The organism is Caulobacter sp. LjRoot300 (genome assembly GCF_964253875.1).
Lineage (GTDB): Bacteria > Pseudomonadota > Alphaproteobacteria > Caulobacterales > Caulobacteraceae > Caulobacter.
The window spans coordinates 676,242-700,098 of the sequence record NZ_CAXUSA020000003.1 but is presented as its reverse complement, the minus strand read 5'-3'; the positions used below and the strand labels follow the sequence as shown (position 1 = coordinate 700,098).

At 67.7% G+C, this 23,857-nt stretch carries 11 protein-coding genes and 1 pseudogene; 2 read left to right on the top strand and 10 right to left on the bottom strand.

Features of this window, described 5'->3' with window-relative positions; translation table 11 throughout:
* Positions 1–20: 20 nt before the first annotated feature.
* The 9 genes from ACSQ2G_RS13435 to ACSQ2G_RS13395 all read right to left on the bottom strand — a co-directional run bounded on the left by ACSQ2G_RS13435 (position 21) and on the right by ACSQ2G_RS13395 (position 8,582).
* On the bottom strand, positions 21–425 hold the full coding sequence (locus tag ACSQ2G_RS13435; protein ID WP_436031581.1) for a copper-binding protein: 405 nt from the start codon (positions 423–425) through the stop codon (positions 21–23).
* On the bottom strand, positions 422–3,589 hold the full coding sequence (locus tag ACSQ2G_RS13430) for an efflux RND transporter permease subunit (RefSeq protein WP_436031579.1): 3,168 nt from the start codon (positions 3,587–3,589) through the stop codon (positions 422–424). The genes ACSQ2G_RS13435 and ACSQ2G_RS13430 overlap by 4 nt, the downstream gene beginning before the upstream one ends.
* Positions 3,586–5,073, bottom strand: coding sequence for an efflux RND transporter periplasmic adaptor subunit (locus tag ACSQ2G_RS13425; protein WP_436031577.1), 1,488 nt, complete (start codon positions 5,071–5,073; stop codon positions 3,586–3,588). Before ACSQ2G_RS13425 ends, ACSQ2G_RS13430 begins: the two co-directional genes overlap by 4 nt.
* Positions 5,070–6,296 carry a TolC family protein gene (locus ACSQ2G_RS13420; RefSeq protein ID WP_436031575.1) on the bottom strand — a complete coding sequence of 409 codons (1,227 nt, stop codon included), beginning with the start codon at positions 6,294–6,296 and terminating at the stop codon, positions 5,070–5,072. Before ACSQ2G_RS13420 ends, ACSQ2G_RS13425 begins: the two co-directional genes overlap by 4 nt.
* A gap of 128 nt (positions 6,297–6,424) precedes the next feature.
* A complete protein-coding gene (locus ACSQ2G_RS13415; RefSeq protein WP_436031573.1) occupies positions 6,425–6,721 on the bottom strand; it encodes a hypothetical protein in 297 nt (98 codons plus the stop codon).
* Positions 6,722–6,850: 129 nt separating this feature from the next.
* Positions 6,851–7,243, bottom strand: coding sequence for a hypothetical protein (locus ACSQ2G_RS13410; RefSeq protein WP_436031569.1), 393 nt, complete (start codon positions 7,241–7,243; stop codon positions 6,851–6,853).
* Positions 7,244–7,398: 155 nt separating this feature from the next.
* Complete coding sequence (locus ACSQ2G_RS13405; protein ID WP_436031567.1) at positions 7,399–7,608, bottom strand: hypothetical protein; 210 nt, start codon at positions 7,606–7,608, stop codon at positions 7,399–7,401.
* 116 nt (positions 7,609–7,724) lie between these two features.
* On the bottom strand, positions 7,725–8,006 hold the full coding sequence (locus ACSQ2G_RS13400; RefSeq protein WP_436031565.1) for a hypothetical protein: 282 nt from the start codon (positions 8,004–8,006) through the stop codon (positions 7,725–7,727).
* A 171-nt stretch (positions 8,007–8,177) separates the two neighbouring features.
* On the bottom strand, positions 8,178–8,582 hold the full coding sequence (locus tag ACSQ2G_RS13395; RefSeq protein ID WP_436031563.1) for a MerR family transcriptional regulator: 405 nt from the start codon (positions 8,580–8,582) through the stop codon (positions 8,178–8,180).
* 40 nt (positions 8,583–8,622) lie between these two features.
* Here ACSQ2G_RS13395 and ACSQ2G_RS13390 point away from each other — a divergent pair, with 40 nt between their 5' ends.
* Together ACSQ2G_RS13390 and ACSQ2G_RS13385 are read left to right on the top strand one after the other, a co-directional pair.
* Entirely contained in the window at positions 8,623–9,066 is a 444-nt protein-coding gene (locus ACSQ2G_RS13390) for an MFS transporter permease (protein WP_436031561.1), read from the top strand.
* A pseudogene (locus ACSQ2G_RS13385) lies at positions 9,063–9,284 on the top strand (GDCCVxC domain-containing (seleno)protein). Before ACSQ2G_RS13390 ends, ACSQ2G_RS13385 begins: the two are co-directional and overlap by 4 nt.
* Positions 9,285–9,775: 491 nt before the next feature.
* Here ACSQ2G_RS13385 and ACSQ2G_RS13380 read toward each other — a convergent pair.
* Positions 9,776–23,851 carry an autotransporter-associated beta strand repeat-containing protein gene (locus ACSQ2G_RS13380; RefSeq protein ID WP_436031559.1) on the bottom strand — a complete coding sequence of 4,692 codons (14,076 nt, stop codon included), beginning with the start codon at positions 23,849–23,851 and terminating at the stop codon, positions 9,776–9,778.
* Positions 23,852–23,857 lie beyond the last annotated feature (6 nt).

The following is a 23,857-nucleotide window of genomic DNA, read 5'->3' as shown; positions in this document are numbered from 1 at the left end:
ACGCCCGTTCCATGCGTTTCCTACCGCTTCTTGATCGCCGTCACCTCGCCTGATCCATCATGAACTTTCAGGTCAAAAGCGACCTTGTCGCCGACCGCGACGCCGTCGAGCAGGGCCGAGGCGGCCTTGAAACCCATGACCATCGACGGCCAGCCAGCTTCGGGGATGGCTTCGTGGTCGAGGGTGATGACGCCCGCGGTCTTGTCGATCGCGGTGACGACGCCGACGCCCTTGGCCATCTTGTCGGAGGGCGCCATGTCCATGCCGGCCATGTCGCCACTCGCAGCCGGAGCGGAGGCCGCCGGGGCGGCGGCGGGTGGCGGCATGGGTTCGGCGGGGGCGCTGGCCTCCTTCTTCGGCCCGCAGGCGGCGAGAACCAGGGTCAGGGCGAGTGCGCCGGCCGTGGCGTAGGGAAGTGCTCTCATGATGATCTCCTTTGGGTCTGAGAGGTTGGGGTGAAGTCGGGACCGCCCTGCCGCCTTGGGCGGCGGATGAGGAAGAAGGCGGCGGGAACGACCAGCATCGACAGCAGCGGCGCGGTCAGCATGCCGCCGATCATCGGCGCGGCGATGCGGCTCATCACCTCGGAGCCCGCGCCGTGGCCAAATAGGATCGGAGCCAGGCCGGCCAGGATCACCGCCACGGTCATGGCCTTGGGCCGCACCCGCAGCAGAGCGCCTTCGCGTACCGCTTCATCGACCTCGGCGGCGGAGGGATTGTCGCCGCGATCCTTCAGGGCGTCCCTCAGATAGATCAGCATCACCACGCCGAACTCGGCCGAGACACCGGCCAGGGCGATCAGCCCGACGCCGGTGGCGACCGATTGGTGGTAGCCCAGGAGGTAGAGCGCCCAGATCGCGCCGGTCAGGGCGAACGGCAGAGTGGCCATGATCAGCGCCGCCTCGTCGAAGCGGCGGAAGATCACGTAGAGCATGACGAAGATGATCAAGAGCGTCGCCGGCACGACCAGCTTCAGGCGCTCGACGGCGCGTTGCAGGTATTCGAACTGCCCCGAATAGGCAACGGAGACGCCGGGCGCGAACTTGACGTCCTTGGCGACGGCCTTCTGAAGGTCGCCAACGACCGAAGCCAGGTCGCGGTCGCGGACATCGACATAGACCCAGGTCGAGAGCCGGCCGTTCTCGGTCTTCAGCATCGGCGGACCCTCGGCGATCTCGACCTTGGCGATCGTGCCCAGCGTGATCTGCTGACCGGCCGGGGTGAGCACCGGCAGGTTCCGCAACCCCTCCAGGCTATCGCGCAGCTCACGGGGATAGCGGACATTGATCGGGTAGCGCGCCAGGCCCTCGACGGTCTGGCCGATGGTTTCGCCGCCGATGGCGCCGGCGACAATCTCCTGCACGTCGGCGATGTTGAGTCCGAACCGGGCGGCGGCGGCGCGATCTACGTCGACATCGACATAACGCCCGCCGGTCAGGCGCTCGGCCAGGGCCGAACTGACGCCCGGGACTCGCTTGGCCACGGTTTCGACGTCGTGGGCGATGCGGTCGAGCTGGGCGAGGTCGGCGCCCGAGACCTTGACCCCGATCGGGCTCTTGATGCCGGTGGCCAGCATGTCGATGCGGTTGCGGATCGGCGGCACCCAGACATTGGCCAGGCCCGGGACCTTGACCGTGCGGTCCAACTCCTCGACCAGCTTCTCGGGGGTCATGCCCGGCCGCCACTGGTCGCGCGGCTTGAACTGGATGGTGGTCTCGAACATCTCCAGCGGCGCCGGATCGGTGGCGGTCTCGGCGCGGCCGGCCTTGCCGAACACGCTTTTGACCTCCGGCACGGTCTTGATCATCCGATCGGTCTGCTGAAGCAGCTCCGAGGCCTTGGCGGCGGAGAGGCCAGGCAAGGCCGAGGGCATGTAGAGCAGGTCGCCCTCGTCGATCTGCGGCATGAACTCGCCGCCGAGCTGGCTGAGCGGCCAGGCCGTGGTGGCGAAGGCCAGGGCGGCGATCAGCAGCGTGGCTCGCGGGCGGCGCATCACCCAGTCAAGGGCGGGCCTATAGGCCGCCGTCAGCCAGCGGTTGAGGATGTTGCTGCTCTCGGCCGGGATGCGCCCGCGGATCAGCCAGCCCATCAGCACCGGCACCAGGGTCACCGACAGGATCGCCGCCCCGGCCATGGCGTAGGTCTTGGTGAAGGCCAGCGGCGAGAACAGTCGTCCTTCCTGACCCTGCAGGGTGAAGACCGGCACGAAGCTGAGGGTGATGATGATCAGGCTGAAGAACAGCGCTGGGCCGACCTCGGCGGCGGCGTCAGTGATCACCGTCCAGCGCCGCTCGCCTTCCAACCGCTGGCCGGGATGTTCGTGCTCCCAGCGCTCGATCTTCTTATGGGCGTTCTCGATCATCACCACGGCCGCGTCGACCATGGCCCCGATGGCGATGGCGATGCCCCCCAGCGACATGATGTTGGCGTTGACCCCCTGGGCGCGCATGACCAGCAGGGCGAAGAGCACGCCCAGGGGCAGGGTTAGGATGGCGACAAAGGCCGAGCGCACGTGCCAGAGGAACAGCGCGCAGACCAGGGCGACGACGATGAACTCCTCGAGGAGCTTTTCGCGCAGGTTGCCGATCGCCCGGTCGATGAGCTGCGAGCGGTCATAGGTCGTCACCACCTCGACGCCGGGCGGCAGGCTGTTCTTCAGCTCGGCGAGCTTGTCCTTCACCGCCGCGATGGTCTCGCGGGCGTTCTTGCCCGAACGCAGGATCACCACCCCGCCAGCGACCTCGCCCTGGCCATCCAGTTCGGCAACGCCGCGGCGCATTTCCGGACCAAGCTGGAGGGTCGCCACATCGCCCAGCCGCACCGGAACTCCGCCGACGCCGGTCTTCAGTGGGATGGCGCGGAAGTCGTCGAGCGTCTTCAGATAGCCCGAGGCCCGAACCATGTACTCGGCCTCAGCCAGTTCCAGCACCGAGCCGCCGGTCTCGCTATTGGCGCGCCGGATCGCCTCGACGACCTGTTGGTGGGTGACGCCATAGGCGGCGAGCTTCATAGGGTCGAGCACCACCTGGTACTGCTTGACCATGCCGCCGACGCTGGCGACCTCGGCCACCCCCGGCAGGGTCTTGAGCTCATAGCGCAGGAACCAGTCCTGCAGCGATCGCAGCTGGGCCAGGTCGTGGCCGTCGGTCTTGTCGACCAGGGCGTATTCGTAGACCCAGCCGACGCCGGTGGCGTCGGGCCCGAGCGCCGGTTTGGCGGTGTCGGGCAGCCGGCTCTGGACCTGATTGAGATATTCCAGGACCCGGGATCGGGCCCAATAGAGGTCGGTCCCGTCCTCGAACAAGACATAGACGAAGCTGTCGCCGAAGAACGAATAGCCGCGCACCGTCTTGGCGCCGGGCACCGACAGCATGGTGGTGGCCAAGGGATAGGTGACCTGGTTCTCGACGATCTGCGGCGCCTGGCCCGGATAGGGCGTGCGGATGATCACCTGCACGTCGGATAGGTCCGGCAGGGCGTCGACCGGCGTCGAGCGCAGCGCCCAGCCGCCGGCGGCCAGCAAGGCCAGGGCGCCGATCAGCACGAAGAAACGGTTCTTGACCGACCAGCGGATCAGGGCGGCGATCATCGCGCCGTCTCCTTGGCCAGGCGGCGGACCACGGGGCCGTCGGGGCGCTGCTCGAAGGCGAACGCCACCTGGTCGCCGACTTTCAGCCCCTGGGCTAGGCTTGGCGGATCGAGCTTGAAGGTCATGGTCATGGCCGGCCAGCCGATCGCCGCAACCGGCTCGTGGCTGAGGGTGATCGATCCGGCCGCCAGGGCCTCGACCCGGCCGCGCGTCTGGTTGAGAGCCGGGCCTGCCTTGGCTGGCGCGGCGGGCGCGCTCGCCGCGAGCGGCTTGGCCCGAAGCCCGGCCAGGCTGGCTTCGGAGTCGATCAGGAACTGGCCGGAGGCGACGACCTTCTGGCCTTCGGCGAGGCCAGCCAGGATCTCCGTGCGATCGCCGTCTTCGCGGCCGATCTGGACCTCGACCGGCTGGAAGCGGCCGCTGTCGCCGGCCACCATCACCACGGCGCGCTTGCCAGTGCGGATCACCGCCTCGGAAGGGACGAACAGCGCGGGTCGAACTTCGCCGCCAAGATGGACGGTGGCGAACATCCCGGGCTTGAGCCGGCCGCCCGGATTAGCCAGTTCGACGCGCACGGTCAGGGTGCGGCTGTCGGCCTGGGCCGTGGGCAAGATCGCCGTCACCCGGCCGGTGAAGGTCTGGCCGGTGAAGGCGGCAAACTCGGCGCGCGCCGATTGGCCGGCGCGGACCTGGCCGGCTAGCGCCTCGGGCACGGCGGCGTTGAGCCAGACCGTCGACAGGCCGGAGACCTGAGCCAAGGTCTGGCCCATGCCGACCGTCATGCCCTGGCGCACGTCCAGGGTCTGGATCGCGCCCGCCACGGGCGTGGTGACCGTGACGAGATTGCTGGTCCGTCCGGTTCTGGCGACCTGGTCGATCAGGCCATCGGACATGCCCAGCAACCGCAGCCGCTGCCGGGCCGCTGCCTCCAGCGCCGGATCGCCGTTCCCGCGCACCGCCAGATACTCGCCCTGGGCCCCAGCCCAGGACGGAACCAGCAGGTCGGCGATCGGCGCGCCAGCGGCGACCACGTCGCCGGGCGCGCGGCCGTAGACCCGCTGCACGAAGCCGGCCGCGCGCGCCTGGACGATGGCGACGTCACGCTGGTTGAAGTCGAGGACGCCCGTGGCGTCCACGCCCTGGGCGAACTCGCCGCGCTCGACCGTGGCCAGCCGCACGCCCAGGTTCTGAACCGCCCCCGGGTCGATCCGCACACCGGCCTCGCCGCCGCCTTCGTCGGCGTAGCGAGGGACCATCTGCATGTCCATGAACGGCGACTTGCCCGGCTTGTCGAAGTGCTGGGCCGGAACCATCGGATCGTACCAGTAGAGCACCTTACGGTCCGGCGCGGGCGCGGCCGACATGGCGCTGGTGTCGGCATGCGGTCTCTGGAGCTGGGCCAGGCCGTAGCCGCCGAGGGCGGCCACGACAGCGATGGCGACGGCCGATAGGCCCAGCTGGCCGCGAGACAAGGGACGGGTCATCGGGCGTCGCTTCCATAGGTCAGGACGATGCGGACGCCGTCGCGCTGGACGTCGGCCTCGCGGTCGAGGATGTCGATTCTGGCTTCGGCCAGGGCCAGCAAGGCCCCCAGTACGTCGGACAGGCTGGCGGTTCCGGCCCCGTAGCTCGCCGTCTCCAGCTTGGCGCGCCGCGCGGCGAGCGGTTCGAGCGTGGTCTGGGCCCGCGTCAGCCGGTTGTGGTGCATGACGTGGTCAGCCAGGTCAGCGTCCAGGGAGGCCGCCAGCGCGCGGCGGGCCGCTTGACGTTCGTAGCCCACGCGGGCGGCGGTCGAGGCGCGCGCGGCGATCACCGGATCCTGCCGGGTGCGGCCAAACAGCGGTAGGCCGACGGTCGCGCCGATCGAGACCATGTCGCCGTACATCGGGTCACGGCGCTGATAGGTCAGGTCCCAGCTCCAGTCGGGACGTTTGTCGGACTTGGCCAGCGCCACATCGGCGTCGGCCTGGCGGCCCATGGCCTCGTAGGCGCGGATGGCGGGCAGGTCGTCGAGACCGGCGCGCAGGGCGCTCACCTCGATGGCGTAGTCCGGCGGACTACCATCGACATCGGCATCGACTTCGCCTGTCCAGCGGACCAGCTCGGCCCTGGCCTTGCCGACCGCGGCGACCAGATCGGCGCGCCGGTCGCCGAGTGCCGCAGCCAGTTGTTCTGGTTCCAGGGTTTGGCTCGGCCGGGCAGCGCCGGCCGCCAGTTGCGACGGGGCGCTGGCCCGCAACGGCGCGATCGCCTTGTCGATGTCGTCGAGCGCGGCCAGGCGCCGCTTGGCGTAGTAGAGATCGATCCAGGCCAGGGCGGTGCTCAGGCGCACGTTGCGCACTTCGGCCTCTTGGCCGGTCTGCGCAGCTTCGATATCGGCCGCCGCGCGTGACCGCGCCGCTGACCGCTTGGCGCCGCTGGGCACATCCTGGGTCACGCCGATCGTCGCCATGGTCATGCTGTCGCCGCCGAACGTCCCGACCGGCGGGCCAGAGATCGGGAAGTTGCCAAGGCCCACGGCGAGCCTGGGGTCAGGCAGGCGGCCGGCGGCGATCGCCGAGGACCGGGCCGCCGTGACCTCTGCGCCCTTGGCCTGCAGGCTGGGCGCGGACTGGGCGAGCTTGAGGGCCGCATCGAAGGTCAGCGGCGCGCTCTGGGCGGCGCCGGCCAGCAGTGTCGCCGAGGTTAGGATCAGTAGAAAACGCATCGTGGGGTCCCGTCGAATAGGGGCCTGCTGGGATTCGAGCCGGAAACACCGGCGGACGGCCAAGGCCGCCGCCGGCGTCCCTTCCGCCCCCGCGCCGGGGATAGGTCAGGCGCGGGCTTTGGAAGCGGCTAGCCCTTCGGCGGCGTAGCGCGAGCGCCCATGTCCATGCACATGGCGCGCATGGCCGCTTCGGCCTTCATCATCGGGCAGTCGCAGTCATCCGCCTTGGCCTGCTGGGCGACCTGGGGTGAGCGCGGGACCTTGATGTTGGTGCGGAACACGTCGTGCGGGTTCGAAGGCGACGGGGCGGTGCGAAGGGTATAGCCGCCTTGGGGTTCAGTTTGAGCCGCCGTGGCCAGGGTGGCGACGGACAGGCTGAGCGCCAGCGCGGACGCGCCGATCGCGATGAGACTACGGGAGGTCATCAGACCATCCTCCATTCCGATTTGAACGCCCACCGCGGGAAGTCCCGGTGGGCCTTGCTTGGGCTGACGGCGTCTGCCGCGTCCGGCGCATGCTCGATGCGAGCGGTCGACGGGCGCTGACGCCTGCGGTCAGGCCAGCTGTTTCGGAGGATGGTAGAGAAGCGGCGAGGCGAGGCCTTCGCGCGTCTGATCGGCGTTGGCGAAGGTCACGGCCCCGTAGATCACCGATCCCGCGACGTAGATCGACGCGGGAAGGGGCGAAGCGAAGGTCGAGCAGCCCATCTTGCCGACGCAGTCATGGGTCATGCCCTTGCAGGGGGCCTTGATCGGCGAGGCCGGGGTCGCGGCCTTGGCCATGTCCGACATGCCGGGCATGTCGGCGCAGTTCATCATGGCCGGAGCCGCCTGCGTCGAAGTCGAGGCGACCTGGTCCATCATCATCGGCGTGGCGCGCGCCGTCGTCTGGCCGACAAAGCCAGCCAGGGCGAGCATCACGACAAGACAGCGGATCAGGTTCCACATGGTGGGTAAACTTAGGTCAGGCGCCAAGCTTCAGCAAGTTTCGTTTCCTTAAGGTGGCGCGCGGCAGGTTAAGAGAGCCTTCCCATCGGCGCCGATCAGGCCATCGCCCGCTCCCTCTAGGCGGAAGCGGGCGATGCCACGCAGGCCGATCCCAGTCAGCGAGGAGGCTCGTGGGCGGCGGCGTCAATCGCGTGACCTTCATCCGCCGTCGGCGTTCGGGTCGCTGTGCGGAAGACGTCCTTCGGGTTCGAGGGAGGCGGCGCAGTGCGATAGGCATAGGCTCCGTCCTTGCCCGAGACAGCGCAGGCTCCGGTCGCCAGCGGCAGGCTGAGCGCCAGGGCGGCGATGATTGTGCGAGTGGTCATTGGGGTCTCTCCAAAATCCTTGGTGTCGCCAGGCGACCGATCCGTCCTGGCGCAGCCGCGCTTCGGCGACGCCCGATGGCTCAGGCGTCATGCCGCTCAGAGCGCGGCCGATGGCCTCAGGTCGTGGATTTTGGAGGATGATCGGGTCCGGCCGGTTCGCGAGACCCCAGGGTTTTGAAGGCCGGTTGGTCAAACGTCGAGCGGCCCTCGCGGATCACGACGCTCGATAGGGCGGCCAGGCCGGCGATGCTGGTAAAACAAGCGGTCGGACAGGCCTTTGAGCAGCCCAGCCGCGCTTTGTCGCAGCAGGGAGCCGCCTTGGGTCCACCGCCTTGATGGTGAGCGACCGATGCGCCGTTCGTCGGAGCGCTGGCGGCCATCACCTGGACGGTGTCCATGCCGCAGGGCGCTATCCTCGCGGAGGCAGTCAAGGGGCTGACCGTGAGGGCCGAGATCGCAAAAAGGGCGAATATGAACCGCGCCATGGCGTGATTGTCCGCCCGCCAGGCTGTCCTGTCACGTTGATTCCCCTGTGCGTTCGGCCGGCTGCGGCCGCGAACTGGCCTGGATCAGCCGCACAGCACCTCGATGACCGGACAGGACGGCGAGGTGTCGCCCTGGCAGCGGTCGACGGTGTCGGCCAGCGCGGCTTCCAGTCGGGCCAGATCGGCCATCTTGGCGCGCACGGTCTCCAGGTGGGCGGTCGCGATCACTAGCACCTCGGCGCAGGAGGCTCGGGCAGGTTGGGCGAGCGCGATCAGCGCCCGAATATCATCGAGGCCGAATCCCAGGTCGCGGGCCCTGCGGATGAAAGCCAGGCGCCGGCCCTGTTCGGCGTTGTAGCTGCGATGTCCGCCCAAGGTTCGGTCAGGCTTGGGCATCAAGCCGATGCGTTCGTAGTAGCGCACGGTTTCGAGATTGACGCCGGCGTCCCGCGCCAGCCGTCCGATCGTCAGTCCGCGCGCAACGACCATGATTTAGCCTCTTGATCCCGTAGTTCCTACGGGTTGCAGCATGGTGGCGATCATGACCGGAGACGAGACGATGGCGCCAAACGGCAAGCTTCAATCTGGACGACACGTCATCGATCGCGGGCCGGCCGAGCGCTTGGTCGGCTGGGCCGCCATCGCCGCGGCCGCATCGGCGGTTCTCGCCTGGGCGGCCTGCTGCGTCTTGCCGCTGGTGCTTTCCCTGGGCGGCCTCGGTTTTGGGATGACCGGCTGGATCGTCGGGCAGCGAAACGGACTGACCCTGGCCGCGCTGGCCGCCGTTGGCGTCGGCTGGGGGCTGACCTGGCGACGGGCGCGTACATGCCGCGTCGATGGGACCTGTCCGCCGCCCTCGCGGCTCACGGTGGGTGGGCTTGCCGGAGCCTCGGTGCTCACCCTGGCCGCGCGCATCTGGCAGCCGCTGATCGAGCCTTGGCTGCTGTCTCTGTTGCGGGTGTTAAGAGGATGAACGCTGTGACGATCTCGCTCATTTCGACGCTGACCTGTCCGCATTGCGGAGATCAGGCCACCGAAACCATGCCGACTGACGCTTGCTAGTATTTCTACGATTGCCGTGGTTGTGGCGCGGTCCTTAAGCCCAAAGCCGGGGACTGCTGTGTGTTTTGCTCCTATGGCGATGTCGCCTGTCCGCCGGTCCAGGAGGTCGGCAAGGGTTGCTGTGGTTAGACGCCTCGATTGCGCCGATCTATCGGATGTTCGTCGTCCGTACTTTTAACCGAGGTTTAGCGAACAAACCTTGAGGTGAGCCCTTTTAGCGCACAAACCTTGAGGTGAGGCCTATGCGAGCGGGCCAATAGTCGGTGTCACGGGCGAAGGGCATGACCATCGTTGGTCCCGTTGCCTGCCGCCATGGCCTGAAGCCGTCCGGCGCGACGCCGAGGTGCGTGCGATACCATTCAGTCAACATATCAGGCTGGTCGGCCCGAAAGAAAACGCCTCCAATGCCCGTTACCGACATTTCGCCCTCTTCAACTGTCTATTGCAGATTCTTGGATTTATCCAGAAACAGGACCTTTGCGATGTCAACCGCATCCATCTTAATGCTCTAATTCTGCCTCGCGGCGAAAAGGAAGCTACCAGGAAAGCTTGGCTTTACTTCGAAGCTCCACATGCAGACCCAGCAGCGGCGATGTCGCATTCGAGCACCGCGCTCGGGATCAAAACGCGACCCGAACCCCGACGCTGGCCTTCAGCATATAGCCGTCGCCGAGATTCTTGAGTGGGCTATTGCCCGAAACTTCGCCGTAGAGCGCCACGCCGTTTCGCCAGCCGACGCTGCCGCCCACGCCAAGCTCTCCCGAAAGCCGCTCGGTCGCATAGTCAAGCGGCGTACCGGAAACTCGGACGCGCGTGCCGTCCAACCACTCATAGTTCAGGTTGATCAGGCCATAGACATGGCTGCGACCGCCGCCCCACGCGTTCTGACGATCGAGCGAGACGCCCCAGCGTGTTTTGAGGCTGTCGCCCCTGTCGGGCGTAACGGTGGCTCCCGCTGGATCGATGAAGGGATCGAATCGAACGTCGGAATAGGCCGTCTGGATCTGGGGCGTGACGCTGAGCTTGGCGCCGAGCGGTATCCGCTTGCCAACCTCGAGGCTTAGCGCCTCGCCGCGGCCTTCGTTGTTTCGCGCAAGCTCGCCGAGAACGGCGGAGTTGAGGTCGCTGTCGTGCCAGCTGAACTGTACCTGGCCGTCGACATAGAACCCCTTCAGGCCGTACCAGATCAGCGTCGCGCCCACGCCGTAGCCGTTGGTCTTGATCGATCCATTGCCGAAGGTCGAACGAACATCGCTGTCGGCCTGGCCGTAATAGGCGGTGAGGCCGCCCACCAGCCGCTCGCCCTTGTCGGTCTCGGCCAGCGTCTGATCCGCGCCGAACTGTATTTTCCAGCTGTCGATGTCCTGATCCGCCAAGCTGGTGGAGATCGCGGCGTTGGCGCGATTGCGCGTCGCCTCCAGACGCCCCCAGGCGCCGCCGCCTTCCGGACTGGCGCCGACCGCCCAACTCCGGTTGCCGACACGTTGCTGGAGCGTCGGCAGGCCGTTGAGCGCCTGCAGATTGGCGCCATAGGCTTCGTAGATCGGCACGCCGGGCTGATAGAGCGGCAGGGGTGGCTCGTTGGGCGCGGTCGGATTGAGCAGCGCCGAGCGCAGGTACCAGTCGCCGTCCGCGGGACTGCTGGCGCCGCCCTGTTGCAGGCGGTAGCCATAGGCGCCGGCGATCACGGCCTGATCCCCATTGAAGACATAGTCGCCGTCGAGCACGAAGCGACCTTCGGACGCCCCCGTCACGTCGACGATCTTGATGCCCTCCACCGTCTGGCCGCCCAGGCCGCCACGGTTGGTAACATTGACCTGCGTCGTGCCCGATGTCGCGCCGTTGACGACCAGTCGACTGGCGATGGAGCTGTCGCCCCCCAGCGCGGCGGCGATCTCGAGACGACCATTGTTGCCAGCATAGTCGCCCTGGATGGTGAGGACGCCGATATTGCCGGCAAAGCCGGGCGCGATCGTGCCGCCGTTGGCCGTGGCGCCGACCCGGCCTGTGCCCTCAAGACGCCCGGCTTGCCCGATCGACAGCGTGCCGCCCAACACCCCGTTCACGGCCATCGTGCCGGCCTTGATATCGGCGGCGCCGGTGTAACCGCCGCTGTCCGCCGTCAGCACGACCGTGCCCTCCCCCGCCTTGTTCAGAGCGCCCGCGCCCGAGACAATGCCGCCCAAGGTCAGGGTGGCGCCCGCATCCGCGAGCAGCGTCCCTTGGCCCGTGAGCGCGACGGCCCGATGGCTTGTGACGTCGGCTGTCGTGCGCAGCGTGCCGCCGTCGAACGTCACACCCCCAGCGGCCGCGCCGAGATTGGCGTCAGCCCCGATCTGCACCGTACCGCCGCCGATCCGCGTACCGCCGGTGTAGCGGTTGACGCCGGTCAGGACGAGCGTGCCGGTATCGGTCTTGACCAACTGGGTGTCGCCCGAGAGCACCGTACTGATCGTCGCGGTGAACCCCGCTCCCGCGGCGCTGCCGTCGCCGACGCGGATGGTCGATTGCGGCCCGACGAGCGTGACGCCGTCGCCCACGATCGTGTAGCCGCTCGTGGCGAATTGCATACCCGCGGCGGTGACCTCGCCAAGGCCGCCATCGACCGTGACGGCGCCAGCCGAGCCGCCGAACACCGCGAGGGCGGCGTCGGTATAGGCCGCGTTCACGACGCCGTTCAGGTTCGTCCAGTTGTCGTTGCCGCTACTATTCTGCCAGACGCCGTTGCCGCCGTTGATCACGCCATTGTTCTTGGGACCCGCCGCGCCGTCCCAGAAGTTGAGCGTCAGCCCGGCGCTGTTGACGAGATTGACCTGACCGGCGATCGAGGTCTGGACGGCGACGTCGCTGCCGCCCGGCAATGTGCCGAGGGTCAGACCGTTGTCGGTGAGCGCGCCGCCATAGTTGAACACCCGATAGATGCCGACATCGAATGCGCCGCCGGTCGGAACCGACACGGTGATCGTACCGTCGAGCGTCAGGTTGCCGCCTATAGTCACGAGATCGTTCAGTGCCCCGCCGACGGCGTTCGCTGCTCCGAACTCATAGTTGAGCCGCGCTCCGGACGACAAACTCATATTGCCATTGACCGTGAGCGTACCCGCGCCACCAGCGCCGGGGGTAAGAACCGCGCCATCGGCAAGGACGACATCGCCACCGATCGTACCGATGCCGCCGAGGCTCGCGTCCGACGCCACCGAGGTCGTTCCGGTCGCGCCGCTATGATCGCCATTGACCAGAAGCGTGCCCGCGCCGACCGTCGTGCCGCCGCGATATCCGCCGACGCCCGAGAGCGCCAGCGTGCCGGTGCCGCCCTTGGTGAGCACGCCCGCTCCCGAAATTGCGCCGCTGAGCGTCAGCGTCGTGCCCGCGTCGGTGAGGAACGCGCCGGCGCCGGCGAGATCGACCGCGCGGGTCGAGCTCAAGTCAGCGGTCGTGTTGAGCGCGCCGCCATTGATGCTCAGGCCACTGGCCGGGCCGCCGAGATTGGCGTCGCTCGAAATGCGCAGCGTGCCGCCGTTGATCAGCGTGCCGCCAGTGTAGCTGTTGCTGCCGCCAAGCACGAGCGTCCCAAGGTCGGTCTTGACGAGCTGGGTGGCGCCGGTGAGTTCGGCGCTGATCACGGCGGTGTAGTCCAGTCCTCCCACCGTGCCGTCGCCGACCCGGATCACCGATTGCGAGCCGGTAAGCGTCAAGGGCTGGCCGGCGATCGTGTAGCCGTTGGTCGCGAACTGGAGCCCGGACGCCGTGACCGCGCCCAGGCCGTCGTCTATCGTGACCGTCCCAGCCGCGCCGGTGAAGATCGCGAAAGCGCCGTTGTCGAACGGCGCGTTGACGGCGCCGGTGACATCAGCCCAATTGTCGTTGCCGACACCGTTCTGCCAGACGCCGTCACCGCCATCGACCGCACCGTTGAACTTGGGCCCGGCGAAGCCGTCCCAGAAGTTCAGGCTCGCCGATCCGGTATTGATCAGGTTGATCTGGTTGGCGACCGAGGTCTGGACGAAAACCTCGCCGCCCGCGGGCATCGTCCCGATCGCCAGGCCGTTGTCGGTCAGCGCGCCGGCATAGTTGGCGATCCTGTAGAGGCCGATATCGAACGCCCCGCCAGGCGTGACCGTGACGTTGATCGTGCCGTCGAGGGTCAGGTCACCGCCGACATTGACGAAATCGTTGAGCGGACTGCCGACCGCATTGGCCGCGCCGAAGTCGACGGCGAGCGACGAACCGCTGGACAGCGCGAGATTGCCGTTGATCGTCAGCGTGCCCGGGCCGCCGAAGCCCGGTGTTAGGGTGGCGCCGTTCGATACGGTCACGTCGCCGCCGATCGTACCGATGCCGCCCAATGTCGCGCCCGAGGCGACGCTGGTAAGGCCGGTTGCGGCGCTCTGGTCGCCGTTGACCAGCAGCGTGCCGCCGCCCACGGTGGTGGCGCCCGCATAGCTGTTGGCGGCGGTGAGAATGGTGACACCGCCGCTAGCCTGCTCGATACGGCCGGCGCCCGAGATGAGGCCGGCGAACGTGACCGTACCGGAACGGTTGAAGAGCAACGCCGCATTGTTGACGACGTCACCCGCAATGCCGCCGGTCGCTCCACCCGCGCCAAGCTGGAGGACGCCCGCGCTGATCGTGGTGCCGCCGGTATAACTGTTGTCGGCGGTGAGGATCGTGGCGCCGACGCCGATCTGGTTGACCGCGCCGGCGCCGGTGATGGCTCCGGCGAAGGTCAGGCTGTCGGATCGGTTGAACGCCAGCGTCCCGTTGTTGGCGACATCGCCCAGGATCGAACCGGTGACGCCGCCGCTGCCCAGTTGCAGCGTGCCGGCGGAGATCGTGGCGCCGCCGCCATAGCTGTTCGCCGCGGTTAGGACGAGCGAGCCGACGCCGTCCTTGGTGAGCGCGCCGGGGCCGGAGATCGTGCCGCCGAGCGTGAGCGTGGCGCCCGCGTCGGTGAGGAACCTGCCCGCGCCGGTCAGGTTGACGGCCCGGGTCGAGTTGATGTCGGCGGTCGTGTTGAGCGTTCCGCCGTCGAGGCTGAGCCCGCCCGCTGTCTCGCCGAGATTGGCGTCGGCGGAGATGCGCAGCGTGCCGCCGTTGATCGCCGTGCCGCCGGCATAGCTGTTGACGCCGGCGAGGACGAGCGTGCCCGCGTCGGTCTTGACCAGGCCCGCGGCGCCGGTGAGTTCGGCGTCGATCGTCGCGGTGTAGCCCGCGCCGGCCACGCTGCCGTCGCCGACCTGCACGATCGCCTGAGCGCCGGTCAGCGTCAGCGGACCGCCGGTGATCCGATAGCCGTCGCTGGCGAACTGCATGCCCGAGGCCAGGACGTTGCCGCCGACATTGTCGACGCTCACCGTCCCCGGAGCCCCTGAGAAGATCGCGAAACTGTCCTGGGCATAATCGGCGTTCACCGCGCCAGTGAGCTCGGTCCAGTTGTTGGAACCACCGCCCGCGCGCCACACGCCGTCGCCGCCATTGACCGCGCCGTCATTCTTGGGGCCGGCATTGCCGTCCCAGAAGCTCAAGGTCAGGCCGGCGGTGTTGACGAGGTTCACCTGCCCCGCGATCGCCGTCTGCACCGAGACAGCGCTGCCGCCCGGCAGTGTGCCGAGCGCCAGACCGTTGTCGCTGAGCGCGCCGCCATAGTTGAACACGCGGTAGATGCCGGGGCCGAAGCTGCCGCCCGCAGACGCCGTGACGTTGATCGTGCCGTCGAGGGTGAGATCGCCGCCGACATTGACGAGATCGTTGAGCGCACCGCCGGCGAAGTTCGCCTGACCAAACTCATAGGCAAGCACCGTGCCCGCGCCGAGCGCGAGGTTCCCACCCACCGTAAGCGTGCCGACATTGTTATTGCCGGCCGCCAGCGTCGCGCCGTCGGCAAGCGTTACATTGCCGCCGATCGTGCCCGAGCCGCCGAACGTCGCGCCCGAGGCGATGCTCATTGCGCCGGTCGCCGCCGACTGGTCGCCATTGACGAACAGGCTGCCCGCGGTCACGTCGACGTTGCCGGCGAAGCTGTTGGCACCGGTCAGGATGAGACTGCCGGCGCCGGTTTTGGTGAACCCGCCGGCGCCCGCGACCGTGCCGTTCAGCGTCAGCGTCGTGCTCGCATCGGTCAGCAGAGTTCCTGTACCAAGCAGGCTGACCGCCCGGTTCGAGCCGATATCGGCGGTAGTGTTGAGCGTGCCGCCGTTCAGGCTCAACGCGCCAACCGCATCGCCGAGATTGGCGTCGCTCGAGATGCGCAGCGCGCCGCCGTTGATCGCGGTGCCGCCAGTGTAGCTGTTGGCGCCCGTGAGCACGAGCGTGCCGAGGTCGGTCTTGACCAATTGGGCCGTGCCGGCGAGCACCGAATCGATGGTCGTCGTATAGCCAAGGCCGTCGGCTGAGCCGTCGCCGACCCGAATGACCGCCTGCGGGCCGACGAGGTCGAGCGCGTCACCCTCGATCGCATAGCCGTCGGTCGCGAACTGTATGCCCGCGACGTTGATCGCGCCCAGGCCGCGATCGACCGTGATGGTTCCGGCCGTGCCGCCGAAGATCGCAAAGGCGCTGTCGAGGAACGGGGCGTTGATCGACGCGTCGTCCAGCGTCCAGTTGTCGTTGCCGGAGGTGTTCTGCCAGACACCGTCGCCGCCGGTGATGATGCCGTCGTTGCGGCCGCCGGCCGCGCCGTCCCAGAAGCGCAGGGCTAGGCCGTTGGTGTTGATGAGGTTGACCTGGCTAGCGACCGAAGTCTGCACGAAGAAGTCGGTGCCTGTGGGGATGGACCCGATCGTGAGACCGTTGTCGGTCAGGGCGCCCGCATAGTTGATCACCCGGTAGATGCCCGGATCGAAGCTGCCGCCGGCGCTCGTGGCCACGTTGAGCGTGCCGGCAAGGACGAGATCGCCGCCGACATTGACGAGGTCGTTGAACGCGCCGCCGGCGACATTGGCCTGGCCGAAGTCGTAATTGAGGGTCGCGCCGCCGGCCAGTGCGAGATTGCCGTTGATGGTGAGCGTTCCTGGACCAGCCGCGTCGCTGGGCGCGAGTGTCGCGCCGCCGGCCAGCGTGACACCGCCGCCGATGATGCCGATGCCGCCCAATGTCGCGCCCGAAGCGACGTTGGTCGCGCCGGTCGCGGCGCTCTGGTCGCCGTTGACCAGCAGCGTGCCGCTAGTCACGGTCGTGGCGCCCGCATAGCTGTTGCTGCCGGTCAGGATCGTTGTGCCGCTGCCCGCCTGTTCGACGCGGCCGCTGCTCGAGATGAGATCGGCGAAGGTAACCGCGTCAGACCGGTTGAAGACCAGCGCCGCGTTGTTGACCACATTGCCGGTGATGCCGCCGGTCGTGCCGCCGGCGCCGAGCTGGAGCACGCCCGCGCTGACCGTCGTGCCGCCCGTGTAGCTGTTTTCGGCAGTCAGGATCGTCGTGCCCGTGCCCGCTTGGTTGAGCGCACCCGTTCCGGAAACGATGCCGGCGAAGGTGCTGTTGTCCGAGCGGTTGAACGCCAGCGTGCCGTTGTTGGCGACATCGCCGGTGATGCTGCCACTCGTGCCGCCATCGCCGATCGCCAGCGTGCCGGCGCTGATCGTGGCGCCACCAGCATAGGTGTTGGCGTTGGTGAGAAGGAGCGAGCCCGCGCCATCCTTGGTCAGCGCGCCCGCGCCCGACACGACGCCGCTCAGTGTCAGCGCCGTGCCGGTATCGGTGAGAAAGGCGCCCGCGCCGGCAAGGTCGATGGCCCGGGCCGAGGTGATGCTCGCGGTCGTATTGAGCGTGCCGCTATTGAGGCTGAGTGCCCCGGCCGCATCGCCCAGATTGGCGTCGCTCGAAATGCGCAGCGTCCCGCCGTTGATCGAGGTGCCGCCGGTATAGCTGTTGGCGCCGGTCAGCACGAGCGTGCCGCCCAGGTCCTTGACGATCTGGGCCGAGCCGGTGAGCACGGCGTCGATCGTGGTCGTCAAGCCGGCATCGCCCGGCGTACCATCACCGACGCGCACCAGCGCCTGTGCGCCGGTCAGCGTCAGCGGTCCGCCCGCGATCGTGTAGCCGTCGGCCGCGAATTGCATGCCTGCGGCCAGCACGTTGCCGGCGCCATTGTCGACGGTGACGGTTCCGCCCGTGCCCTGGAAGATCGCGAAACTGTCCTGTGCGTAATCGGCGTTCACGATGGCGCCGACGTCAGTCCAGTCGTTGGTCCCGCCCCCAATGCGCCACACGCCGTCGCCGCCCTGGATCGTGCCGTCATTCTTCGGCTGGCCCGTGCCGTCCCAGAAATTGAGCGTCAGGCCGGCGGTGTTCGCGAGATTGACCTGATTGGCGACCGAGGTCTGGACGAACACATCGCTGCCCGGCGGCATCGTCCCGATGGCTAGGCCGTTGTCGGCAAGCGTGCCGCTATAGCTGGCGACCCGGTAGATCCCCGGTCCGAAGCTGCCGCCGGCGGGCACCGTCACATTGATCGTCCCGTCGAGCGTCAGGTTGCCGCCCACGTTCACCAGGTCATTCAAAGGACCTCCGGCCACGTTGGCCTGGCCCAGCTCGAAAGCGAGCTGCGACGTGCTGCCGAGCGCGAGATTGCCGTTGATCGTGAGCACGCCGACGCCGCCCGAGCCGGCCGCCAGCGTGCCGCCGTCCGTCACGGTCACGTCGCCGCCGATCGTGCCCGTACCGCCCAGAGTAGCGCCGGAAGCCACGGCGGTGAGATTCACCGCGCCCGACTGGTCGCCGTTGACGAGCAGCGTGCCCGCATCGACATTCGTCGGGCCCGCATAGGTATTCGCACCGGTGAGGATAGTGGTGCCGGGCCCCGCCTGGGTGACCGATCCCCCGCCGATGATCGTTCCGCCCATGGTGAGGGTACCGGCGCGGTCGAACACCAGGGCGCCGTTATTGAGGACGTTCCCGACGATGCTGCCGGTCGCGCCGCCATTACCGATCTGTAGCGTTCCGGCGTTGATCCTCGTCAGGCCGGTGTAGCTGTTGTTGGCGGCCAGCGTGAGCGTGCCGGCGCCGTTCTTAGTCAGTGCGCCCGCGCCCGATACGGCGCCGGTCAGGGTCAGGGTCGTGCCAGGATCGGTTGAGAAGATGCCCGCGCCCGTCAGATTGGTCGCGCGGCCGGAGGTGAAGCTCGCCGTGGTGTTGAGCGTCCCGCCGTTGAAAGTAAGGCCGCCGCTCGCCGCACCGAGATTGGCGTCGCTCGACACCTGGAGCGTGCCCGCGGTGATGCTGGCTCCGCCGGTAAAGCTGTTCGTGCCGGTCAGGACCGTCGTGCCGGCGCCGATTTGCGTCACCCGGCCAGCGCCGGAGATCGTGCCGCCGAAGATGTAGGCGTCGCTCCGATTGAAGGCCAAGGTTCCGTTGTTGACGACATTGCCGACGATCGAGCCGTCCGAGCCGCCATTGCCCAGTTGCAGCGTGCCGGCGCTGATCGTCGTCCCCCCGGTATAGGTGCTGGCGCCGGTCAGCACCGTGGCGCCGGCGCCCAACTGCCGCAGCGAGCCGATGCCCTGGATCACCCCGGCGTAGGTATAGCTGTTGGAACGGTTGAAACCGAACACGCCCGCGTTGTTCACGGTGCCGCTGGCGATCGAGCCGACGGCTCCGCCATTGCCGACGATCAGCGTGCCGGCGTTGACGTTGGTGACGCCGGTATAGGTGTTGGTTCCGGTCAGGATCCATTTGCCGGCATCGTTCTTGGCCAGCGACGTGATGTTGACCGCGCTCTGGTTGCCGATGCTGGCGCCCATGACGTTGTCGCCAGTGTTGGTGCCGCCGAGCGCGAACACGCGGACGCCGCTCCCGGTGTAGGTGATCGCCGCGTTGTTGGTGAAATTGACCGCGCCCGTGCCCGAGGATTCGATGAAGGTCGTGCTGGCGCCGAGCTGGAACTGGCGATCGGTTGTGTCGCCGACGCCGGTATAACGAAGGGTACCGCCCGTCCCGATAATGAGGTTGGCGGCGCCCGCCCCCGAAGCGCCGATGCTGCTGGCGAGACCGCCGTTGTTCAAATGATCGACGCTGAGCACGCCGCCGCTGATGGTCGTGGCGCCGGTATAGGTGCTGTTCGGGTTCGATAGCCGCCAGGCGCCACCGTCGACCTTGGCGAGCGAGGTTGCGCCGCCCCCGGCCGGATTGTCGATCTGGCCGGAAAAGAGATTGTCGCCGGTGTTGGCGCCGCCCAACGTGAAGGTGCGGTTACCGGTGCCCGCCTGGGTGATTGCGGCCGTGCTGGTGAAGGCGATCGTGCCCGTGCCGGACGAATCCAGTTGGGCGTTGCCGCCCATGGTGAATTCGCGGTTGGTGCTCCCGCCGCTGCCGACGTAGGCCAGCGTGCCGTTGTTGAGCGTCAGATTGCTCGCGGCCGCGCTGGACGAACCGATCGCGCTGTTGACGCCGCCGTTGACCAGGCAGCTCACGACGAGCACGCCGCCTCCGGTGATCGTCGTGCTGCCGCTATAGCTGTTGTTGCAAGTGTCGAGCTGCTGGGTGAGCGTGCTGTTCAGCACGATGCTGCCGGTACCGCTGATCGCGCCGCGAAAAGTGGCGGATCCTCCCGGATTGGTCAGCGTCAGGGTGCCGCTGCCCAGCAGGATATTGCCGCCGGCGGGACCGCCGCCCGTCAGGTAGCCCATGGACATATTGAAGTTGTTGAAGTCCGCCGCCGCGCCGGCGACATTGAACATGCTCAGCGCCCTGTTGGCGCCCGTGCCAAACGCGGTAGCCGAACCGGCGCGCAGGATGCCGCCCTCGACCTGGGTGGGGCCGGTATAATTGTTGGCTCCGGTCAGCGTCAGGATGCCCGCCCCGCGTTTGACCAGTGTCCCCGGACCGGTCACGACTCCGCTGAACGTCAGCTCGGTGGCGGCATTGTTGACCTGGACATAGCCGGCGCCGGACAGAAGGCTGAATCCACGATCCGTGGCGATCGTGCCGCCGGTATAGACCAGGGTGCCGCTGTCGCGGATGACGAGATTGGACGACGCGGCGCTCGACGCGCCGATGCCGCTGGCGAGCCCGCCATTAGCCAGACAATCGACAAAAAGCGCGCCCCGAATATCGGTGACGCCGGTGTAGCTGTTAGTGCAGCCGTTGATGGTCTGCTGGCCCGACGCGCCTTTGATGAGGCCTCCGGCGCCGGTGATGGTTCCGGTAAAGGTACCGTTGTTTCCGTTCAGGGTCAGGGTTCGCGTGCCGAGGTCGACGGCGCCGGCGCCGGCGATCGCGCCGACCGTCATGTTGAGCGCGGTCAGATCGGCGGCGCCGCCGGCGTTGACGGTGAGCAGGTTGGTATTGGCGCCGAAGGCGTTGAGCGATCCGGCCCTGAGCGTGCCGGCGTTGACGACCGTGCCGCCGGTATAGTTGCTGCTGCCGGACAGGATCAGCGTTCCGGCGCCGTTCTTGACGAGCGTTCCGGCGCCGGTCGCGACGCCGCTCATCGTCAAGGTCGTCGCGGCCTGCGCGACATCGATCCGCCCCTGCCCGCTGGCCAGGGTGAAGCCGCGATTGGTGCTGGTCGTGCCGCCGGTATATTCGAGCTCGCCATTAGTCTGTAGCACGAGGTTGGACGAGGCGGCGGTGGCCGCGCCGATGCCGCTGGCGACGCCGCCGTTGGCGAGATCGTCGACCGCCAGCGTACCGCCCGAGATGGTCGTCACGCCGACATAATTGTTGCTTCCGTCGGCCAAGGTCAGGGTGCCCGCGCCGGTCTTGATCAGGCCGGCATCGTCCGAGCTGACGACCTGTCCGCCAAAGGTGAGGTTGGCGGCCGCGTTGGTCACCTCGATCACCGGGGCGCCGGCGCCGCCGTTGACGAGCGTGAAGCCGCGGTCAGTCGTCGACGTGCCGCCGGTATAGGAGAGCGTGCCGCCTTCCAGCACGAGATTGGACGATGCCGCCGTCGCGGCGCCGATGGCGCTGGCGCCGCCGCCGTTTGCGACGCTGTTGATGGTGAGCCTACCCGCGCTGAGCGTGGTCGCGCCGGTATAGCTGTTGGCGCCGGTCAGGCTGACGGCGCCGGCGCCGCCCTTGGTGAAGCCTACGGCCCCGGCATTGTCGACAATGGTCGAATTGATGGTGAGGGCGCCGCCGCCATTCTGCTGAATGCCCACCAGGCCGCCGCCGCCGGATGCGCCGGTCAGGTTACCGCCGGTGATCGCCTGGTTGTTGTTCAGCACCGACGGCGCGACGATGATGGTTCCATCGACGCCGAGGGTCTGACCCGACGCGACCGTCACCGTGGTGGTGGCGTCGGGAGTGGTGAACTGCAGGCCGGCGAGCTGGACGCTGCTGCCGACCGTCCCGAAATAGCTGTCGGCGTCGCCGTCGCTGTCGGAGATATACTGGCCGCTGGCCCACAGCGATGCGTCGTCCTGATCGGTATAGTCGGCGTCGGTGAAGGCCAGGATATTGCCGCCGACCACCTTGGCGTAATCGGTCGCATTCACGGTCGCCCAGCCGCCGAGCGCGAGATTGGTGGTCGTGATGTTGCCGCTGGTCGGCAGGTTGAAGTTAACGAGGCCGCCGGTGCGGTTGATCGCGCCCAGATTGACGGTGATCGAGCCGCCGGTCCCAGCATCGGCGTCGATCGTATTGGCGCCCGCGGCGATGTTCAGGCCGCTGAAGGTCTGCGTGTTGGTTTCGCCCGCCGCCCCGACCACGTTGACGATGCCGCCCGCCATGTTGAGCGTCGAGGCGCCGGAAAGGATGTTGTCGGTCGGTCCGCCGGCGCCCGAGAAATCGAGCCGCAGCGTACCGCCGCCAACGTTGGTGGCGCCGCTATAGGTGCTGGCCCCGGTCAGCGTCAGGATTCCGGCGCCGGCCTTGTTGAGACCGCCGGCGCCGCTGATGCCGCCGGCATAGCTGCTGTTGGCGGTGCTGCTGACGGTCAGGTCCGCCGTACCGAGCGCGACCGTGCCGCCGGAGCCGTTCAGCGTCGGCGTGGTCAGGTCGAAACCGTCGAGGTTGAGCGTGCCGCCGTTGACGGTCGTACCCGTGACGGTCCCGAACGCCGATGCGCTTCCGGCCTGCAAGGCGCCGGCGGTGACCGTCAGCGTGCCACTACGCGTGTTGGCGCCACTCAGCACCCAGGTACCGGCGCCGTTCATGCCCAGGTTGCCGGCGCCGGAGATCACACCGGCGAAAGTATTGGTCCCCGCGTAGTTGCCGCCGAATGTCAGCAGATCGACGCCGCCGGCGGTGAAGGCCAGGTTGCCGCTGAGGCCAAGACCGCCGCTGCCGTCGTTACGCAGCTGGGTGATGCCATCGCTCGACCAGTTGCGATCGCTCAACGCGCCGACGCCGGTGTAGGACAAGATGCCGCCGTTCAAAAGCCCAATAGCCGCCGACGTTCCGGACACGCCGGATGCCGTTCCGAACGAGCTGACAACGCCCCTATCGGCGAGCACCGGAACGTTGACCAGGCCGCCCGAAATCGCCGTCGCGCCGGTATAGGTGTTGGCGCTGCCGACGGTGACATCGGCCGTCGCGCCGCCCGAGAATACATAACCGGCGCTGCCACTCAGCACGCCCAGCACATCGAAGTCGGCCGTATTGGCCTGGTAGAAGACAGTGCCGCTGGCAGTGACGTCGCCCGTCAGCGTCAACGTGCCGGTACCGTCGTTCCTGATGAACCCGCCGCTGCCGGCAACCAGATTCCAGTTGCGATTGGAGCTGTCGCCGTCGCCCGTGTAGAGGAGGTAGTCTTCGTATTGACTCGATTGCCCCCAGACAATCGTGCCATTGGCGACCGTCGTCGGCGCGCCGAGCGCGCTCGCCACGCCTAGATCCGCGATCGAACTGAACCTGCTGACGCATACGCCGTTGCAGCCGTTGAACCGGGTCGTTCCGGTATAGCTGTTGGTGTCGTTCGTCAGGTTGGAGCCGGCCGCGACATTGACGTTGCCCGCGCCGGTCAGGAGCGCGGTTCCGGTGCTGTTGTACACGTTCAGGGTCACGCCGCTGTTGATGCTGACGGTGCGGCTGCTGGCGTTGCCGGTTTCGATGATGAGGTTGGAGCCGACCGCGACCGTGACGACGTTGCCTGCATCCCCGAGCGCGGCGTTGTCATCGACGCGCAAAGTCCCGCCGCCCAACGTGATTCCGCCGCTGAACGTGTTCGTGCCGGTCAGGTAAAGCTGGGCGCCGCCGATCTTGTTCAGGCCCGCCGTGCCCGCGACGATCGAATTGATCGTGGTATGGCCGATCGTGTTAACGGTCGGGGTGGCGCCGGCGAGCGTGAGCGTATTGCCGCTGAGCACCCAGTTATTGACCGACTGGAAGATCATGTTGTGGACGGTGATCGGTTCAGCCAACGTAACCGTGCCGACCACGGTGCCCGAGGGGATGCCGAAGATGGCATTGTCGAGCGCGGCATTGTTCCAGATCCGGTAGGGACCCAGCACGTCGCTGTTGGATTCGCTCCAGACCTGGTCGGTCGTGTTCCAGTTGCCGTTTCCGCCGCTGCCGGTCACCGTGCCGTTGGCGTCCCAATAGCGATCCAGACTCTGCGAGTGCGCGACAAACGGAAGCCCGCAAAGCACGAGCGCCGAAAGTGAAACGCCGCAAAGCAGGCGACCAGGGGCGAGCCCGACACGGGAACGGCACCGGCCTGTTGACCGGGCTAAGCTGAAACCCTCTGCGCGAGCGTCGCGCGCGATCACCAAATCCACCTGACGCCCCTCAAGAATTTTGTAAGCAAACAATGTCACAGCCCA

What these genes read in the sequence shown, in the direction of transcription:
- ACSQ2G_RS13435 (WP_436031581.1), bottom strand. Translation starts at nt 425, where the DNA reads ATGAGAGCACTTCCCTACGCCACGGCCGGCGCACTCGCCCTGACCCTG.
- ACSQ2G_RS13430 (WP_436031579.1), bottom strand. Translation starts at nt 3,589, where the DNA reads ATGATCGCCGCCCTGATCCGCTGGTCGGTCAAGAACCGTTTCTTCGTG.
- ACSQ2G_RS13425 (WP_436031577.1), bottom strand. Translation starts at nt 5,073, where the DNA reads ATGACCCGTCCCTTGTCTCGCGGCCAGCTGGGCCTATCGGCCGTCGCC.
- ACSQ2G_RS13420 (WP_436031575.1), bottom strand. Translation starts at nt 6,296, where the DNA reads ATGCGTTTTCTACTGATCCTAACCTCGGCGACACTGCTGGCCGGCGCC.
- ACSQ2G_RS13415 (WP_436031573.1), bottom strand. Translation starts at nt 6,721, where the DNA reads ATGACCTCCCGTAGTCTCATCGCGATCGGCGCGTCCGCGCTGGCGCTC.
- ACSQ2G_RS13410 (WP_436031569.1), bottom strand. Translation starts at nt 7,243, where the DNA reads ATGTGGAACCTGATCCGCTGTCTTGTCGTGATGCTCGCCCTGGCTGGC.
- ACSQ2G_RS13405 (WP_436031567.1), bottom strand. Translation starts at nt 7,608, where the DNA reads ATGACCACTCGCACAATCATCGCCGCCCTGGCGCTCAGCCTGCCGCTG.
- ACSQ2G_RS13400 (WP_436031565.1), bottom strand. Translation starts at nt 8,006, where the DNA reads ATGGACACCGTCCAGGTGATGGCCGCCAGCGCTCCGACGAACGGCGCA.
- ACSQ2G_RS13395 (WP_436031563.1), bottom strand. Translation starts at nt 8,582, where the DNA reads ATGGTCGTTGCGCGCGGACTGACGATCGGACGGCTGGCGCGGGACGCC.
- ACSQ2G_RS13390 (WP_436031561.1), top strand. Translation starts at nt 8,623, where the DNA reads ATGGTGGCGATCATGACCGGAGACGAGACGATGGCGCCAAACGGCAAG.